The organism is Streptomyces sparsogenes, assembly GCF_001704635.1.
GTDB lineage: Bacteria > Actinomycetota > Actinomycetes > Streptomycetales > Streptomycetaceae > Streptomyces > Streptomyces sparsogenes.
The window spans coordinates 1-17,922 of the sequence record NZ_MAXF01000180.1; the positions used below are offsets into that span (position 1 = coordinate 1).

At 72.9% G+C, this 17,922-nt stretch carries 14 protein-coding genes and 1 pseudogene; 6 read left to right on the forward strand and 9 right to left on the reverse strand.

Features of this window, described 5'->3' with window-relative positions:
- Positions 1–70 precede the first annotated feature (70 nt).
- The 3 genes and pseudogenes from BBH68_RS44655 to BBH68_RS33455 all read left to right on the forward strand — a co-directional run.
- A pseudogene (locus BBH68_RS44655) lies at positions 71–868 on the forward strand (IS1634 family transposase); the annotation flags it as partial.
- Positions 855–1,727, forward strand: a complete 873-nt coding sequence (locus tag BBH68_RS44660) for an IS1634 family transposase (protein ID WP_425428879.1) — start codon at positions 855–857, stop codon at positions 1,725–1,727. The pseudogene BBH68_RS44655 and the gene BBH68_RS44660, both read left to right, overlap by 14 nt.
- Before the next feature lie 94 nt (positions 1,728–1,821).
- The gene (locus tag BBH68_RS33455; RefSeq protein WP_065967522.1) at positions 1,822–4,386 is read left to right on the forward strand and encodes a polysaccharide lyase family 8 super-sandwich domain-containing protein; all 2,565 of its coding nucleotides are present in this window, start codon (positions 1,822–1,824) and stop codon (positions 4,384–4,386) included.
- 41 nt (positions 4,387–4,427) lie between these two features.
- Here BBH68_RS33455 and BBH68_RS33460 read toward each other — a convergent pair whose 3' ends face one another.
- Together BBH68_RS33460 and BBH68_RS33465 are read right to left on the reverse strand one after the other, a co-directional pair.
- Positions 4,428–4,802, reverse strand: a complete 375-nt coding sequence (locus tag BBH68_RS33460) for a nuclear transport factor 2 family protein (protein ID WP_065967523.1) — start codon at positions 4,800–4,802, stop codon at positions 4,428–4,430.
- Positions 4,803–4,907: 105 nt separating this feature from the next.
- Positions 4,908–5,912 (reverse strand): helix-turn-helix transcriptional regulator, encoded by a 1,005-nt coding sequence (locus tag BBH68_RS33465; RefSeq protein WP_065967524.1) that lies wholly within the window; start codon positions 5,910–5,912, stop codon positions 4,908–4,910.
- Between the two features lie 225 nt (positions 5,913–6,137).
- Here BBH68_RS33465 and BBH68_RS33470 point away from each other — a divergent pair, with 225 nt between their 5' ends.
- A complete protein-coding gene (locus BBH68_RS33470; RefSeq protein WP_065967525.1) occupies positions 6,138–7,553 on the forward strand; it encodes an MFS transporter in 1,416 nt (471 codons plus the stop codon).
- Between the two features lie 71 nt (positions 7,554–7,624).
- On the opposite strand, the gene BBH68_RS33475 is transcribed toward BBH68_RS33470, so the two are convergent.
- From BBH68_RS33475 to BBH68_RS33485, 3 genes are all read right to left on the reverse strand, one after another.
- Positions 7,625–9,628, reverse strand: a complete 2,004-nt coding sequence (locus tag BBH68_RS33475) for a helix-turn-helix domain-containing protein (protein ID WP_065967561.1) — start codon at positions 9,626–9,628, stop codon at positions 7,625–7,627.
- 116 nt (positions 9,629–9,744) lie between these two features.
- A complete protein-coding gene (locus BBH68_RS33480) occupies positions 9,745–10,554 on the reverse strand; it encodes a 3-hydroxybutyrate dehydrogenase (RefSeq protein ID WP_065967526.1) in 810 nt (269 codons plus the stop codon).
- Between the two features lie 55 nt (positions 10,555–10,609).
- Positions 10,610–11,089 (reverse strand): NUDIX hydrolase, encoded by a 480-nt coding sequence (locus tag BBH68_RS33485; protein WP_065967527.1) that lies wholly within the window; start codon positions 11,087–11,089, stop codon positions 10,610–10,612.
- 246 nt (positions 11,090–11,335) lie between these two features.
- Here BBH68_RS33485 and BBH68_RS33490 point away from each other — a divergent pair, with 246 nt between their 5' ends.
- Positions 11,336–12,391, forward strand: coding sequence for an O-antigen ligase family protein (locus BBH68_RS33490; protein ID WP_065967528.1), 1,056 nt, complete (start codon positions 11,336–11,338; stop codon positions 12,389–12,391).
- A gap of 3 nt (positions 12,392–12,394) precedes the next feature.
- Here BBH68_RS33490 and BBH68_RS33495 read toward each other — a convergent pair whose 3' ends face one another.
- From BBH68_RS33495 to hppD, 3 genes are read right to left on the reverse strand one after another with little or no spacing between them, the layout of a single operon-like run.
- A complete protein-coding gene (locus tag BBH68_RS33495) occupies positions 12,395–13,726 on the reverse strand; it encodes an aminotransferase-like domain-containing protein (RefSeq protein ID WP_065967529.1) in 1,332 nt (443 codons plus the stop codon).
- Entirely contained in the window at positions 13,723–14,865 is a 1,143-nt protein-coding gene (locus BBH68_RS33500) for an alpha-hydroxy acid oxidase (RefSeq protein WP_065967562.1), read from the reverse strand. The genes BBH68_RS33495 and BBH68_RS33500 overlap by 4 nt, the downstream gene beginning before the upstream one ends.
- 56 nt (positions 14,866–14,921) lie before the next feature.
- Positions 14,922–16,043, reverse strand: coding sequence for a 4-hydroxyphenylpyruvate dioxygenase (gene hppD / locus BBH68_RS33505; protein ID WP_079151377.1), 1,122 nt, complete (start codon positions 16,041–16,043; stop codon positions 14,922–14,924).
- A 448-nt stretch (positions 16,044–16,491) separates the two neighbouring features.
- Here hppD and BBH68_RS33510 point away from each other — a divergent pair, with 448 nt between their 5' ends.
- Positions 16,492–16,710, forward strand: coding sequence for an MbtH family protein (locus BBH68_RS33510; RefSeq protein ID WP_065967530.1), 219 nt, complete (start codon positions 16,492–16,494; stop codon positions 16,708–16,710).
- 81 nt (positions 16,711–16,791) lie between these two features.
- Here the strand turns inward: BBH68_RS33510 and BBH68_RS33515 are convergent, their stop codons facing one another.
- Positions 16,792–17,808 (reverse strand): methyltransferase, encoded by a 1,017-nt coding sequence (locus BBH68_RS33515; RefSeq protein ID WP_065967531.1) that lies wholly within the window; start codon positions 17,806–17,808, stop codon positions 16,792–16,794.
- Positions 17,809–17,922 lie beyond the last annotated feature (114 nt).

Genomic DNA, 17,922 nt, shown 5'->3' on the forward strand with positions numbered 1-17,922 from the left:
TTGATTCGTATGGTGTGACCGGTCCGGGGGTGTCCTTGGCCGGTGGTGTGGCGTTGGGTTGGGTGTGTCGATGACTTCCCGGTCCCCGCGGCCACGGTCTGTCCGTCAGCGCCTTGATGTGGTGGTGACGTCCGTGGTGGAGAAGCGTCTGGGCGCTCTGCCTGTCGCTGCCGAGTTTCTGCGCCGGCTGGATGTTGCCGGGATCGTCGACGAGCTGTGTCCGGGCGGTGCGAGCGCGCATCTGACCCACGGGCAGGTGATCGAGGCGCTGGTGGCCAACCGGCTGACCTCGCCCGCACCGCTGGTGCGGGTCGGCGACTGGGCCCGCACCTGGGCGGTGGAGGAGGTCTTCGGCCTTGAGCCGGACCTGCTCAACGACGACCGTCTGGCCCGGGCCCTGGACGCGATCGCACCGAAGCTGGAGCAGATCGCGGGCACTATCGGCGCGCAGGCGATCGCCGAGTTCGGGATCGACGTGTCGAGGCTGCACTGGGACATGACCAGCATGTCTGTCCATGGCGCCTACCCGAGCGAGGACCAGGACGAGCAGTACCCGGTCATCAGCTACGGGCATCCCAAGGACCGGCGGGTGGATTTGAAGCAGGTCCAGACCGGGCTCGCGGTGTCCGCCGACGGCGGCATCCCCGTCCACGCCCGCGTCTTCGGCGGCGGCGTCGCCGAGGTCAGCCAGGTCGTCGGGGCGATGAAGGACCTGCGGGGCATGGCCGGTGAGCGGAAATTCTTGATGGTCGCCGATTCCAAGCTGGTGTCCTACACGAACGTCACCGCACTGCTCGCGGCCGGGGTGGACTTCATCGCGCCGGTCCCGGCCGCGCAGGTCAAAGACGAGGTCTATGCCGCCTTGGACCTCACGCAGGCACATCTGGTCGACTGGGTGCCCGAGAGGGACGAGGGCAAGCCGGCCGGTGAGCGGGAGGTCTACCGGGTACTGGAGGACGTCCACACCCTGGCCGGGCAAACGGGATCTGGTGCACCGGCTGCGCCGGATCCTGGTCCATTCCACCGCCGTCGCGGCGGGCCAGCGCAGAGCCCGCGAGAAGCGTCTGGCCCGGGCCAGGGAAGAGATGGACAAGCTCGCCGGCGCGGCAGGCGGCCAGCACTACAAGACCCGGGAGAAGGTCGCGGCCCGGGCCGGCGTCATCGCAGCCAAGCGCCGCGTCACCGCCTGCCTGCGCTGGACCATCACCACCGACGAGCACGACACCCCCGCCCTGGCCTGGTACTTCGACCAGAACGTCCTGAACGCGGAGGCCGCCGTTGACGGCTGGTACGCGATGCTGACCAGCATCCCCGCCGACCAGGCCGACCCGGCCCAGGTCCTGATCCACTACAAAGGCCAGGGCGCGGTCGAGCGCCGCTACCACGACTTCAAAGGCCCCCTCGCGGTCGCACCGGTCTTCGTGCAGCACAACCGGCGCGTCGCCGCCCTGGTCCAGGTCATCTGCCTGGCCCTGCTCGTCTTCTGCCTCATCGAACGGCAGGTCAGACGCGCACTCGGCCCCGAGCAGACCATGACCGGCCTCTACCCGGACAACCGCCGGGTCCGCCCCACCGGCCGCATGATCTTCTACCACCTCGGCGAACTCACCCTGCGGATCGGCAACGTCACCGACCCGCCGTCCGTCCAGATCACCCGCGGCGTCCAACTCCACCTCCTCGACCTCCTCGACACCGACATCACACAGACCCGCTGGCCACAGACCTAAACCGGTGACCCGCGAAGTCCGGGGCTAGTGACAGCGCACCTCCGGGTTGGTTGAATGCGCCGAGCGCTTTCCGGCCTACCCCCTGGAGCGTCCCGTGCAGATCTCGCGTCGTGCCCTGTTGTCGATCGTCCCGGCGGCGTCCCTGTCGGCGGTGGCCGGGCCGTGGCGGGCCCGGGCCGCCGGCCGGCGGGACGCGGCGGCCCCCGGAACCGCGGCGGACCACGCGACGGTGATCGACAACGCCGTCGCGGTCCTGGCCGGCACCGCCGAGTCCAACGCCCGGCCCGAGGTCGCCGCCAAGCTCACGGCCATCGGCCGGACCGCCCGCACCCGGCTGGCCGCCCTGGACGGCGCCGGGCCGGGCGAGTTGTTCAGCGGCGTCCCCCTCGGCACCAGCGACGCGAACCTGACGACGTCCTTCCAGTACCTCTACGAAATCGCCCTCGCCACCCGCGCCCCCGGTGGCGCGGCCCCGGGCCCGGGCGACGACACGGCCGTGCGGCGACGGGTCATCGACGGCCTGGTGCGGCTCCACGACGACTACTACGGCGACCAGGCGAAGGGCTACTACGGCAACTGGTTCAACTGGGAGATCGGCATCTCCACCCACCTGACCCGCACCCTGGTGCTGCTGAAGGACGAACTCGCCGCGTACCGCCCCGACCTGACCGCCACCTGCGTCGCCTCGATGGACGCCTACCTCCGCAACGGCAAGGACGGCGACGTCGACCTCGACTCCCGCTTCCACACCGGCGCCAACCTCGCCGACATCACGACCAACCGCGTCCTCCAGGGCGCCGTACTGGGCGACGAGGCCCGCATCGGCAAGGCCGTCGCCGACCAGCTGACCGTCCTCGCCACCATCGACCCGTACCAGCTAAGGCACCACGTCACCGACGGCTTCTACGCCGACGGCTCCTTCCTCCAGCACGCCTCCGTGGCCTACACCGGCTCCTACGGCAAGGGCCTGCTCACCCGCGTCGTCCAGACCGCCAAGCTCCTCCAGGGCACGGCCTACCCGCGGGGCGGGGACCTCGTCGGCACCGCGCGGGACTGGGTGGTGCGCGGCTTCGCCCCGCTCGTCTTCGAGGGCTGGATGATGGAGATCGTCAAGGGCCGCGGGGTGTCCCGGACCACCACGGGCTACGCCGATGTCGCGGAGGTGGTCGAGGCCGTCGTCGACCTCTCCGCCCACGTGGCCGAGGCCGACGCCACCGCTCTCCAGCGCTACGTCAAGTTCGTACGGGAGACATCCAGGGCCGCCCCCGACCCGGCGCGCTTCGTCTCCCCCCTGAGCGTGGCCCGCTACGCCGACATCCTCGCCGACACCCGGATCCCGGCCGAGGACCTCAATCCGCCGGAGCGGCACGTCGCGTTCAACGCGATGGACAAGACCGTCCACCGGCGCCCCGGCTTCGCCTTCGCCCTGGCCCGCAGCTCGCCGAGGATCAGCAAGTACGAGTACATGAACGGCGAGAACCTGATGCCGTGGTTCCAGGGCGACGGCGCGCACTACCTCTATCTCTCCGGCCAGGACCAGACCCAGGCCTACGGCGTCGACTACTTCGCCACCGTCTCGCCCTACCGCCTCGCCGGCGTCACCGCCCCCGTGGAGACCCGCCGCACGGTCCCCGAGCTGTACGGCGGCCTGTGGTACGACAACCCGGAGCGCGGCTTCACCTCCTCCTCCGAGTCGCAGAACACCTACGTCTACTTCCCCCGCGGCGCGGGCGGACTCTCCGGCGGCGCGCGGCTCGGCGCGTACGGCACGGCCGGGCTGGTGCAGGCCGACGACGCCGCGTACGCCGCCAAGCGGGCCGGCGCCCTGCCCGACGACTTCGTCGCCTACCGCAACGCCCGCGCCACCAAGTCCTGGTTCATGCTCGACGACGAGATCGTCGTGCTCGCGGCGGGGGTGGGCGATCCGGCGGGACGCGCGGTGACGACGACCGTCGACAGCCGCGTCGCCCCGCCCTCGAACGCCATCGCCCTCACCGGGCGGCTGCGCGACGGCACCCCGTGGTCCGGCACCGGGACCGCCCCGCTGGCCTGGCTGCGCTACGCCGACGCGACCCAGGGCACCGCGGTCGGCTATGTGTTCCTGGCCGGACGGCGGCCCACCGTCGCGCTCGACACGGTCACCCGCAGCCGCCGCGCCGTCCGCCTGTCCAACCCCGACGCCCCGGTGACCAGACAGGTCTTCTCCGTGTCCGTCGAGCAACCGGCCGGCGCGCCGCCCGACTCGATGGCCTACGCCCTCGTCCCCCACGCCTCCGAGGGGCAGCTGATGGCGTACGCCCACGGGCCGGTGTCCGTGCTGGCCAACACCGCGCGGGTCCAGGCGGTGCGGCATCGGGGGCTCGGCCTCACCGCCGTGAACACCTTCGCCCCCGGCACCCATCGCGCCGGACCACTGTGGATCGACGGCCCCGCCTCGGTGATCCTCCGCGAGACGCCGGGCGGCGCCGTGTCCCTCGCGGTGTCCGACCCGACGACCGAGCGCGACACGGTCTCGGTCGTGATCCGGGGCCGCGCCCTGCGCGCCGAGACGGCGGACGAGGCCGTGCGCGTCGACCGCGTCCCCGGCGGCACCCGGCTGCGCGTCACCACCCGCCACGCCTACGGCCGCAGCTTCACGGCGGCGCTGCGCGGGCGCTGACCCGGAGCGGGCGCCCCGCCGTCCGGACACCTGGCGAGTCGTCACTGCTGGGGGTTGCCCCGGGCCCTGATCGCCGGCGAGAGGTCGAAGACGCTGATCACATGGCTGATCCTGCCGTCCTCGACGGTGATGTAGTCCATGCCCCGGAAGTCCTTCGCGAAGGGGGTCTCGGTGGTGTAGACGGTCGCCGCGTGGGTGTCGTCACCCAGCACGTCGATGACGCGGCCGCTGATGAGGCTGGACGCGAACGGCTCCAGGAACTGGCGGTAGCGGTCCAGCCCCTCGAAGCGGCCGCTCGGCGCCTCGCACACGATGTCGTCGGCCAGGAAGCCCAGAGCCTTCTCGACGTCGCGGCCGAGCCAGGCGCGGAGGAACTCGTCGGCGATCTTCTGGGCGGAGCCGCTGGTGGCAGTCATGGGGAATCTTCCTTTCGGGAATCCGGGCCGCCGGAATCAAGGCCCGGCTGGTTGGTGCCCCATCATGACCAGCGATATATGACACCTGGCGTCATGTATGAATCCTCATCGGACGGCGTCATCGGGCGGGGCGTAGAGGGAGATGGTCTCCCGGGCCCGGCGCACCAGGGCCTCCCGTAGTTCCGCGGGCTCCACCACCTCCACCGCCGGACCGAAGGCCAGCAGTTGTTCGGCCGCCCCCAGCGCGGGGAAACCCAACTCCAGCTCCACCGGCCCCCCGTCGTCCCCCGCTCCCGCCTCGGCGTCCTCCAGCGCGGGCGCGGGGACGGCGAGATTCGCCTCGTGGTAGCGCAGGAACCGGGCCAGCGCCGACCGCCGCACCCGCACGACCACCCGCACCGAAGCCGGAATCCGGTCGATGCCCTCCCGCAGCGCCTCCCACACGTCCGCCAGCTCCACCCCGCCCCGGCGGCGCACCGGCTCCTCGACCACCGAGGCCGACAGCATGCGGTCCGAGCGGAACATCATCGGCCGCCCCCGGTGGTCCGCCACCAGGTACCAGGCCCCGGCCTTGCTGACCAGGCCGTACGGATCGAGCGTGTACGAGCGCACCTGGCGGTCCCGGCCGTGCCGATAGCGCAGCCGCAGCCGCCGATCGTTGAACACCGCCGCCTGGAGCACCCCGAGGTCCACGGCCGAAGGGCGCGGGGTGCCGCGCCAGCGCACCGGATCGATCAGGATCCGCCGGCTGGCCAGGTCGGCGTCCCCGCGGAACGGCGCGGGCACCGCGGCCATCACCTTGCGCAGCGCCGAACCGATCGCCCGCCCCAGCCCCAGATCCGCATGCGCCTGCTCGGTGACCAGGACGAACAGCGCCCGAGCCTCGTCGGCGGTCAGGCCGGACACATCCGTGCGGTATCCCGGCAACAGCCTGATCCCGCCGTTGCGCCCCCGCTCCGTGTACACCGGCACCCCGGCCGCCGACAGCGCCTCCACATCCCGGAAGATCGTCCGTACCGACACCTCCAGGCGCCGCGCCAGCTCGCTCGCGGGCACCTGCCCATGGGTCTGGAGCAGCAACAGGATGGAGAGCAACCGGTCCGACTTCATACGATCAAGGATCGCGCACCGCCGCCCGGCCACCGCCCGGCCGCCGGACGCCCCCGGCCCGCCGGCCCCGCCCCGGCCGGCCGCTGGCCGGGGCACTCGCATGGGGGCCGCGCGCACACCCGGGCCCCGAACTGTGGTGTCCCGCCACATGGGCTCCTGACCTGCGTGTTTCTACGGTGTGCCGACACCTACCCGTCCCCACCGGTCCACGAGGAAGTGGCGCACATGGCATCCGGAACCACCGCTCCAGCACCCCCGGCCAATCTCCCGCGCATCGTCGCCGCGAGCCTCATCGGGACCACCATCGAGTGGTACGACTTCTTCCTGTACGGATCGGCCGCCGCGCTGGTCTTCAACAAGCTCTTCTTCCCGGACTCCGATCCGCTGGTCGGCACGCTGCTGTCCTTCCTGACGTACGCGGTCGGCTTCGCCGCACGGCCCATCGGCGCCCTGGTGTTCGGGCACTACGGCGACCGGCTGGGCCGCAAGAAGCTGCTGGTGCTCAGCCTGCTGCTGATGGGCGGCGCGACCTGCGCGATCGGGCTGCTGCCGACCCATGCCACGGTCGGCTCGGCGGCGCCCGTACTGCTGACCCTGCTGCGCCTGGTGCAGGGCTTCGCGCTCGGCGGCGAGTGGGGCGGGGCGGTGTTGCTGGTGTCGGAGCACGGGGACGCGCGGCGGCGCGGCTTCTGGGCCTCGTGGCCGCAGACCGGCGCCCCGGCCGGCCAGCTGCTGGCCACCGGCGTGCTGTCGGCGCTGACCGCCTGGCTGTCCGACGACGCCTTCCAGTCCTGGGGCTGGCGGGTGCCGTTCCTGCTCTCGGGCCTGCTGGTGCTGATCGGCCTGTGGATCCGGCTGTCCGTCGACGAGTCACCGGTCTTCAAGGACGCCCTGGCGCGGGCCGAGGCCCGCAAGGCGGAGGCCGCCTCGTCGGCCGACCTGGCGGAGAAGTTGCCGCTGGTGGCCGTGCTGCGCCACCACTGGCGGGATGTGCTGGTCGCGATGGGCGCCCGGATGGCGGAGAACATCAGCTACTACGTGATCACGGCCTTCGTCCTGGTGTACGCGACCTCCGACCATGTGGGCCTGGGCAAGCAGACCGCGCTCAACGCCGTGCTGATCGCCTCCGCCGTGCACTTCGCCGTCATCCCCGCCTGGGGCGCGCTGTCGGACCGTATCGGACGGCGCCCGGTGTATCTGCTGGGCGCCGCCGGCGTGGGCGCGTGGGCCTTCCCCTTCTTCGCCCTCATCGACACCCGGGACTTCGGCGCGCTGGTGCTGGCGGTCACGGTCGGACTGGTCTTCCACGGCGCGATGTACGCCCCGCAGGCGGCCTTCTTCTCGGAGATGTTCGCGACCCGCATGCGCTACTCGGGCGCCTCGATCGGCGCCCAGTTCGCGTCGGTCGCGGCCGGCGCCCCCGCCCCGCTGATCGCCACCGCGCTGCTGGCCGACTACGACAGCTCGGCGCCGATCGCGCTGTACGTCATCGCGGCGGCGCTGCTCACCCTGGTGGCGGTCGGCGCCGCCAAGGAGACCCGGGACCGGGACCTGGCCGGGATCGACCCGTCATCGGCTCCGCTGCCCGAGGCGACCCCGCGGAACGCGAGCGAGCCGGGCACGGCCCCCCGGTCGGTCTAGGCCCGGCGGTGCGAGGAGAGGGGCCGGGGGAGATCCACCCGGCCCCTCTCCTCGTGCCCTTCCAGCGCCTTCTAGCGGGCGATCGCCGACGCCAGCCGGTGCAGCCGCAGCGCGAGCTGCACCTCCAGGGCGCGGGACGGCGACTGCCAGTCGGGGCCGAGCAGCCGCCCCACCCGCTCCAGCCGCTGCGCCACCGTGTTGACGTGGACGTGCAGTTCGTCCTTGGTGCGGGCCGGGCTCATGCCGCTCGCGAAGTACGCGTCGAGGGTACGCACCAGATCCGTACCGCGCCGTGCGTCGTAGTCGACCACCGCGCCGATGGTGCGCGCTATGAACCCCTCCACCCGGGCGGCGTCCCCCGCGCCGTCGCGGGCGCCGCCCAGCAGCAGGCCGAGGAAGCCGAAGTCCTCGGCCGCGGCGCCCTGGCCGCCGCGGCCCAGCACCCGCAGGGCCTCCAGACAGCGCCGCGCCTCCGCGTACGCCGAGGCCACCTCGCCGGGGCGGGCGGCGGGCGCGGACACCGGCGCGGAGGCGCCGACGGTGACCGCCGCCCGCACGGCGGTGCCGAGCTGGCGGGCGGTCCGGCGGGCGAGGGAGTCGGCCCCCTCGCCGTCGGCCAGGGGCAACAGCAGGACGGTGCCGCCGTCGCGGGCGGCGGCCAGGCCGTGGCGGGTGGCCGCCAGATGGGAGGCGGCGGCCCACAGGCGCTGCCGGCCGGCCGCCTCGTCCGCCCCCTCCGCCCGGTGCGCGCGGCCCGTCCGGTCCGGCTCGTCCGTCTCCTCCGGCGGCGGCCCGGCAGCCGGGCCGGGCACCCCGCCGGACGCCGCGCCGGGCGCGTCGATCCCGGCGGCGAGCACCACGTGGGGCGCGTCCAGGTCCGCCCGCAGCCGGGCGGCCCGCTCGCGCAGCAGCCGCGGCTCGCGGTCGGGGGCGTCCAGCAGGTCGTCCAGCAGCTCGCCCCGTACGCGCTGTTCGGCCTCGTCCGCCGAGCGCCGGGCCAGCAGCAGCAGCGAGGTCACCATGGCGGCCCGCTCCAGGGTGCGCTGGTCCACCGGGTCGAGGCGGGGGTGGCCGCGCAGCACGAGCGCGCCGAGCAGTTCGCCGCCCGCGGAGACGGCGGCGATCCAGTCCTCGCCGTGGCGTACCGCGTGGCCGTCGGCCCGGGAGCGGTCCACGGCGGCGGCGGGCGCCGTGTGGGCCTCGGTGAACTCCACCGTCCCGCTGAGCACCTCGGCCACGGCGGCCGCCACGTCGTGCACCCCGCCGCCGCGCAGCACCAGTTCGGTCAGCCGGTCGTGCACCTCCGAGGCGCGTTCGATGACCTCGCTGCGGTCGCGGATGATCTCGTTGGCGGCTTCCAGCTCGGCGAGCGCCGAGCGGGTCTCGGCCAGCAGGTTGGCCGTGTCGATGGCGACGGCGGCGTGGGCGGCGAAGGAGCCGAGCAGGGCGACCTGTTCGCGCTCGAAGACCCGGGGGCGGCGGTCGGCGGCGAACAGCACGCCGATGACGCCGCTGCCCAGCATCAGGGGAACGCCGAGGATGGCCGCGAGGCCCTCGTCCTTGACGCCGGAGTCGATGGTCCGGGTGTGCTGGAACCGCTCGTCGTCGAAGTAGCTCTCGGTCACGTACGGGCGCGCGGTCTGGGCGACCAGCCCGCCGAGGCCCTCCCCCATGCCGAGCCGCAGCTGCTGGAAGCGGGCCGACACCGACCCGTCGGTGACCCGCATGTAGGTGTCCCCGGCCTGGGGGTCGTTGAGGGTCAGATACGCCACCTCGGTGCCGAGCAGCGAGCGGGCGCGCTGCACGATGGCCTGCAGCACCGCGTCCAGGTCGCGCAGCCCCGCCAGGTCGTGCGCGGTCTCGAAGAGCGCGGACAGCTCGGCCTCGCGGCGCCGGCGCCCCTCCAGCTCGCCGCGTACGCGCAGGGCCAGCAGCTTGGCGCGCTCCAGGGCGGCGAGCCGGGCGGCCGACGCCCCCTCGGCGCGGGCGCGCAGCACCGGACGCTCGTACGCCTCGGCGGGCGCGCCGCGGGCGAGCAGTTCCAGGTACGGGGTCTCCGGCTGATCATCGGGCATGGTCACAGGGATACCCTCGCCGGGCTCGACCTCGCCAGTCGCCGGGCGCGGCCCCGGTGCCCGCTCCGGTGCCCGCTGGGCCGGGTGCGCGAGCGGGCGCCCGGGGAGCCGTCCGCTCAGTGAGCGGTCCATCCGCCGTCCATGGCGAGCGAGGCGCCGGTGATGAAGGAGGCGTCCGGGCCGCAGAGGTAGGCGACGGCCTCGGCGACCTCCTCGGGCTCGATGAGCCGCTTGACCGCGGAGTCGGCCAGCATGATCTCGGAGACGACCCGTTCCGGGGAGATGCCGTGGGCGGCGGCCTGGTCGGCGATCTGCCGCTCCACCAGTGGGGTGCGCACATAGGCGGGGTTGACGCAGTTGGAGGTGACCCCGTGGGCGGCGCCCTCCAGGGCGGCGACCTTGGAGAGCCCTTCCAGCCCGTGCTTGGCGGCGACGTACGCCGCCTTGTAGGCCGAGGCTCGCAGTCCGTGCACGGAGGAGATGTTGACGATCCGGCCCCAGCCCTGGGCGTACATGTGCGGCAGCGCGCCGCGCACCAGCCGGAAGGGGGCCTCCAGCATCACCGTCAGGACCCGGGAGAACACCTCGGGCGGGAACTCCTCGATGGGGCGGACGAGTTGCAGCCCGGCGTTGTTGACCAGGATGTCGATGCCCGCGGCGGCCCGCTCGGCGGCGTCGAGGTCGGTCAGGTCGAGCACCCGCGGCTCCACCCGCCCGGGCAGCCCCGGCTCCTCCTCGGCCCGGGCCGCCAGCGCGGCGAGCCCCTCCGCGTCCTGGTCGGCGGCCAGGACCGTGGCCCCGGCGGCGGCCAGCCGCAGCGTGCAGGCCCGGCCGATGCCGCCGGCGGCCCCGGTGACGAGTGCGGTACGGCCGCCGAGGGCGGGGGCGGCCCCGGTGGCGGGGCCCGGTGTGGTGGACGCGCTCATGAGGGGCAGGCTAGGCCGCGGCGGGGGCCCGACCGATGTGTGGGCGACACACACTTCACTTCGGAAGGGTGGGGTCGAACCATGTCGGGCCCTCGGCGAGCGCCAGTTTGATCCGCGTCAGCGCGAACTCGTCCAACTCCGGGAGCGCGTCGAGTGAGAACCAGCCCACGTCCAGCGACTCGTCGTCGTTGACCCGCGCCTCGCCGCCCACCGCGCGGCAGCGGAAGCAGATGTCCACGAACTGGCACACGTCCTGGTTGGGGTAGGTGACCGGCTCCATGCTCTGGACGAGCAGGATGCGCTCGGGCACACAGCGCACCGCCGTCTCCTCGTACACCTCGCGAACCACCGCCGCCGCGGGCTGCTCGCCGGGCTCGGGGATGCCGCAGACGAGCGCCCAGCGGCCGGTGTCGGCCCGGCGCCCGAGCAGCACCCTGCCCTCGTCGTCGAGGACGACGGCGCTGGTGCCGGGGAGAAAGAGCAGTTGATGACCCGCGGTGGCCCGCAGCTCTCGGATGAAGTCGGGAATGGCCATGCGCCGAGGCTATCGGGCCGGGCAAGCGGCCCAGAACACCCTTTCGTTCACAGCCGCATGCCCCCTGCACAGCCGCCACACATCTGCCGCATCGTTTCTGCGCAACATATACACATATCCGGTCCCGGTCGCTACCGTATCCGTCCTGGCCCGCATGCGGCCTCCGGCCGCTCCGCGGGCCTCCCGGGCCCCGCCGACGGCCGGCCCGGCACGCGGTGCCCGTCACGACTCGGGGGGTCGAACGGGATGGCGTCTTCAGCGGCACAGCCTGTCGTACGGGAACACCACAGCGCGCCCGACATCGCGGGCGCCGCGATCCTCGGCTGCTGCGCCGTCTGGGCCCTGGTCTGCGCCGCGGGCCGCACCGCCCGGCCCGAGGGCGTGCTGCTCGCCGTGCTGGCCGTGGCCGCCGGCTACGCGTGCGGCAGGATCGCCGGATCGCTGCTGCCGGTCGCCTCCGCCACGGCCGCCGCGCTCGCGGGCCTCGGCCTGGCCTGCACGGTCCCGGGCGGTCCCGGCGGCGCGGGCGGCCCGGGCGGGGCCCACGCGGCGCAGTTCACGCTCGCCGTCGGGGCGGCCTGCGGCGCCGCCTGGGCCACCCGGTCGGCCCTCGGCCGACTGGCCCTGCGCCTGCTGGCCGTGGCGATCACGGCGATGGCGATGGCGGCCGGATCCACCGCGGGGTGCGTGGCCGGCGCCCTGGTGTTGCTGTGCTCGCTCGCCGCGGCCCGGGCCCGCCACCGGCTGCCGGGACTCGCCGCGATGGCACTGGTCGCGGCGGTGGCCGTCGCCGGCTGCTGGGCCGTGGCCGTGGACGCCCTCCCCGGCGGGCTCTCGGCCCCCGTGCGCGACCGGCTGGGCGACCACCGGGTGGGACTGTGGCACGACGCCGCCCGGATCGCCGAACAGGACCCGCTGCGCGGAGTGGGGCCCGACCGGTTCGGCGAGCTGAGCCCGACCGTCCAGGAGTCGGCCGCCGTGGGCGACACACCGCGGTCGGCCCCGCTGCAACAGGCCGCCGGGCAGGGCCTGCCGGGGCCGGCCCTGCTGGGCGCGGCCTTCGGCTGGCTGCTGTACGCGTTGTGGCGCTCCCCGCGCCCTGCCCCGGCCGTGCTGACGGCGGCCGCCGCCCTGACGGCGCTCGCCGTGGAGTCGGTCCTCGGCGACGCGCTCAGCTTCCCCGAGGTGACCGCCGGGGCCGGCCTGATCGCGGGGCTGGCCACGGCGCGGCTGCCGGAGGCGGTCCCGGGCCCTCTCGCGGGCGAACCCCCGGCCCTGGGCCCGATCCCGGCGGCCCACTGACCTTCACCTCGTCGCGGAACACTCCCGTATCAGGGCCGCCAGCCGGTCGAGACCGGCCTCGATGGTCTCCGGGGTGAGCTGGCTCAGGGACAGCCGGATCTGCTCGTACCCGCCGTCGCCCCCGTAGAAGTGGGACATGGGGGTCCACAGCACCCCGTGCTCCTTGGCGGAGTACTCCAGCAGCTCGTCGTCCGCCCGGAAAGGCACCGTCAGGGTGAGGAAGAACCCGCCGGTGGGGGTGTTCCAGGAGATCCGGGGCCCCCGCTCCGCATCCCTGGGGAAGCGGCGGGCCAGCCCCGCGAGGACGAGGCGCAGATTGCGCTGGTAGACCTCGATCTCCCGGCGGTTCGCGGCCGGCAGGCTGTAGTCGTGGGCCACCAGCGCCCCGCCGACCACGGCCTGGGACCAGGGTGAGGTGTTCACCGTGAGCATGCTCTTGATGGTGGAGAGGTGGTCGGCCAGGAGCGAGGTGCCGCCGTCCTCGTCCACCACGCGCTGATCGGCGACCGCGTAGCCCACGCGGGCCCCCGGCAGCACCGTCTTGGCGAACGAGCCGAGCCGGACCACCCGCCGCCCGGTGTCCAGCGCCTTCAGCGACGGCAGCCTGCCCTCCCCGGCGAACACCCCGTACGCGTTGTCCTCCAGCAGGAGCAGATCCTCCGCCTCGGCCACCCGCAGCAGCTCCCGCCGCGCCTCGAGATCCAGGCTGATGCCGGTCGGGTTGGCCACATCCGGCACGATGTACAGGGCGCGTGGCCGCAGGCCCGCGGCGCGGGCCTCGGCGATCCGCACGCCGAGGTCCTCGAAGTCGATCCCCCGGTCGCCCCCGCGCACCGGGCGCACGGGCAGGTCGACCAGGCGCGCCGCGCCCGTCAGTCCGACGTACGTGGGCGAGACCGCGAGGACGACGTCCCGCGGGCCGGTCCGCAGGGCGCGCAGCACCAGGAACATCGCCTCCTGGCAGCCGACCGTGATGACGAGCGAATCGCTGGAGACCGAGATCCCCTCGTCGACCTCCAGATGCCTGCCGACCAGCTCGTGGATGATGCCCTTGGTCCGGCCGTACTGAAGGACCGTCCGCTTCGCCTCCGCCTCGGTCATGCCCCGGTCGCGGCGGAGGTGGTCGATGAAGACGTCCACGTAGCGGTGCACTTCGGCGAAGTCCAGGAACTCCTCGCTCGGCCGCCCGGCCGCGAACGAGATGGCGTTCGGAAACCGGATGGCGACCTCGTTGAGGAAGTTCATCGAGGCCATCGCGGGATCGGCGAGCGAGCCGTGCAGCCGCGACAGCCGCATGTCGTGGACATCGGCCCCGCGGACGCCGGAATCGGTCATTGGTGGTCACCCCCACAGTGGCATGGCATGGTCGTCGTCCGCAGCCGGGCCACGGCGGCCAGGTCGGGGCAGCCCGCCAGCGCCATGGCGTGCCGGAACTCCTCCCCCAGCAGCGACAGCACCCGCGCGCACCCCGCCTGGCCGCCGGCCGCCAGTCCCCACAGGACCGGCCGGCCCAGCAGCACTCCGGAGGCGCCCAGCGCCAGCGCGCGCAACACGTCCGCCCCGCCGCGTATCCCGCTGTCGACCAGCACCTGGCAGCTCTCCCCGAAGGCGCCCTCGACCGCCTCCACGACAGCGGGCAGCGCCACCGCCGAGGGCGCGGCCCCGTCCAGCTGCCGCCCTCCGTGGTTGGACACCACCACCGCCGCCGCCCCGAGCTCGGCCGCGCGCAGGGCGTCGGCCGGATGCGACAGCCCCTTGAGCACCAGGGGCAGCCGGGTCCGCTCCCGCAGCCACTCGACGTCATGCCAGGTGAGCGAGGGCGCGAACGCGGAGGCGGTGTGGGCCGCCACGGCCGAGCCGCCGTCGACGCGCTCGTGGGCACGGCTCATGCCGCCGCCGTCCAGGTTGGCCGCCCGGATCGTCGGGGGGAGCGCGAAGCCGTGCCTCATGTCGCGCAGCCGCCGGCCCATGACCGGCACGTCCACGGTCAGCACCAGCGCCTCGCTCCCGATCGCCTCGGCCCGCTGGACCAGGTCGAGGACGGCGCCCTTGTCCCGCAGCCAGTAGAGCTGGAACCAGGTGGTGGCGCCGGTGGCCGCGATCTCCTCCATGGGGACGCTGCTCAGCGTGGACACCGTGTAGGGCAGCCCGCTGTCCGCCGCCGCCCGCGCGACCGCGAGCTCCCCCTCCGGGTGGAACAGGCGCTGATACGCGATCGGCGCCACGGCCACCGGCAGCGCGGCCGGGCTGCGCACCAGAGAGCAGGCCGGGTCGCAGGAGGACACATCGGTGAGGACCCGGGGCAACACCGCGACGCCCGCGAACGCGTCGCGGTTGCCGGCCAGCGTCCGCTCCCGCTCGGCACCGCCCTCCAGCCAGTCCCAGAGCTCCTCGCCGAGCCCCGTCCGCGCGAGATCCGCGAAGTCGGCCACGGAGAGGGCGGCGGCGAGCGGATCGGAGGACTCCGCGCCCATGCGGGGGGACTCCGTGCCCACGTGGTCGTCCGATCCCCGGCCGACGGGGAGCGTCGTCACTCCGCCTGCCCCTTCGCAGCGCGCTGCAGCTCGATCGCCTCGTAGAGCGCCCGGATGTTGTTGCTGCCGAACGTACGGGCCCGGATGCGCTCGATGACCTCGAAGAAGAACGTCCCGCGAGGGTGTACGGAGCGGGTGAATATCTGGAAGAGCTGACCGTCGTGGTCCTCGTCCACCAGCACACTCAACTCCCTGAGTCGGTCCACCGAGTGGCGCAGCGGCGTCAGCCGAGCGGTGAGCAGATCGTAGTACGTCGACGGGGTGCTCAAGAAGGGCACGCCGAGGCCGCCCATCGCGCCGACGCTGTGCACGATGTCCTCCGTCGCGAAGGCGACGTGCTGCACCCCCGCTCCGCCGTGGTCGGCGAGGAAGCTCTCGACCTGCCCCGCGCGCGCCCCCGGCATCGGCTCGATCAGCGTGAAGGTCAGCTCGCCGCCGCGGCTCTGCACCACGGCCGAGTCCATCCCCATCGGGCCGACTTCGATGCGTTCCTTGAAGACCACCGGCATGTCGAAGACATCGGTGTAGAAGCTCGCGGTCGAGGTCAGCTCGCCCAGCGGGAGACACACCGCGAAGTGGTCGACGTTCAACAGCCCGACCGGATCCCCGGCCGTCAGCGGGCGGGGCGCGGGCAGGCCGGGAAGTCGGTCCGCCGCCCCGCCGGGGCGCCGCTCCACCAATGTGTGGACCACATCCCCGAAGCCGGCGACCGCCGCGGTCACACAGCCGTCCTCCTCCCGCGGCGGCGACACCTCCACGGCCCCGCGGGACAGCAGTTCGGCGTGCGCGGCGCGCGCGTCGGCCACGCGCAGAGCGATGTCGGCGACCCCGTCGCCGTGGCGCTCGACATAGCTCCGCGCGGGGTGGTCACCGGAGAGCGCCTGCGTCAGCAACAGTCGGATCCGGCCGCGCCCCAGCAGCGCGGAGCGGTGGTCGCCCCGGCGGCTGCCGCGGGTCGGCGGTACGAGGACCTGGAGCCCGTAGCCCAAGGACAGTTGACCGACCGTCGCCTCGAGATCGGCCACGAAGAACTCGATGTGGTCCAGGACGGGATCGGCGGCGGGGGTGGCGGAGGTGGAGGATATGTCGGGAGTGTCGAGGGTGGCGCCGTCAGACATGGTGAAATGCGCTCCTTGATTCCTTCAGGATTCCTTGGAGTTGCTCCGACTGGTCTCGCGCTGGTCTCGGTTCCGGAAAGTATCAGGAAGTGATGGCATCCGCGTCCCGGGTGGTCGAGAGCCGGTGGGCGACGTGGCCGTCGCCCCATCCGTGCGGGCGCTCAGGCCGGCCCCGAGCATCTGCCCCTTGACGTGACACCAAGCAGGTGCCACTGGATCTCTTGCCGAAGCACCAGGCAACTAAGGCAGTTTGAGCGGCAGAACCTGGCAAACCGTGGACGTCGCGGCAGACTTGGTGCATACACTGCGCCCACGTGGGGTTCCGGGAGCGGTCGATGCCATGATCGGCGTTTCCTTGCCCTGGAGAGAGAATCCCGTGGAGGACGAGTCCGGACCGGCAAGAGGGGCTCACCCAGTGCCTGATCCTCGCTCGAGTGGAGGAAAAGCCATGACCAACCCGTTCGAAGACCCCGACGGCAAGTACCTGGTACTCGTCAACGACGAAGGCCAGCACTCCCTGTGGCCGACCTTCGTGGAGGTGCCCGCCGGCTGGGTACCCGTGCACGGCGAGGACAGCCGGCAGGCGTGCCTCGACTACATCAACGAGCACTGGACCGACATGCGCCCCCGAAGTCTGGCCGACGCCATGAATGGCCCGTCCTCGTAACACGACCCGGCCTCGCGGGCCGAGGACGGCACGGTCCGGCAGACCGTCCGGCCGTCCTCGGCTCCCGACATCGCCGTGGTCCTATTTTGCTTCGAGCACCGAGAAGTATGAATTCGGAATCGGGGTCACGCCGGAGAGAGTGAAACCGGACTCGCCGAGCAGGGTCGTGAATTCCTTCGCCGTTCGCTCACGACCGCCGGTGAGCACCATCATGCCGATGTCGCTCCAGCGGCTGGGGTGCCATTCGTGGTTCTCCGGCACGAGCATTTCCACGATCAGCAGCCGTCCGCCGTCCCCCAGCGCTTTCCTGCTGTTGCGCAGAATGGTGATCACTTGGCTGTCCGTCCAGTCGTGCAGCACGCTGCACAGCATGTGGGTGTCGGCCCCTGACGGCAGTGCTTCGAAGAAGTCGCCTTTCTCCAGCCGGCAGCGCTCCCCCAGCGAGCGGATGTGCTCGGCGTTCCCGACCATATCGATGACCGAGGGCCGGTCGAAGAGAATTCCCTTGACGTGATCGGCTTCGCGCAGAATGCGTTCCAGCATGAAGCCGTCGCCGCCTCCGATGTCCATGACGACGTCCGACTGCCGCCAGTCGGGCGTCGTGGAGAATTGTCCGTACAGCCGTCCGGTCCGCTCCCGCATGCGGCGCAGGAAGGCCCGGTCGGCGTCGCCGTCGGAATTCTTGTGGCCGAAGAAATCCCCGCCGTGGACGCTGTCGAAGACCGAGCGCCCGCTGCGGATGGTTTCGATGCCGTGGAGCCAGGCCCGCTGGGAGTCGGCGTTCAGCACGGATTCGCGGACGCTGTCGGGGGCGTCCGCGCGGAGGCGGTGTCCGGTCTCGGTCAGCCGGAAGGAGCGGGCCGGGTCCTCCAGGAGCACGCCGACCGAGACCAGGGCGCGCAGCAGGCGGTACAGGGCCTCGGTGTCCGCGTCGGTGGCGATGGCTATGTCCTCGACGGTCATGGTGTCGGCCGCGAGGAGCTCGGCGATGCCGAGTTCGGCCGTGATGCGCAGTACGTGCGGCAGCACGGCCACACAGCTGTCGTCCGCCAGGGCCAGGTAGTCCGCGAGCACTGCTTCCGGTGTGAGTGCGCTCATCTGCCGACCTCTCTCGTATCGGTTTCGTTCGTATCCGGACCACATGGGGCCGGGTGGTACGGGGCCGAACGGGGGAACGGCCCGGAAGGTCGTACCTTCCGGGCCGCTGATGGG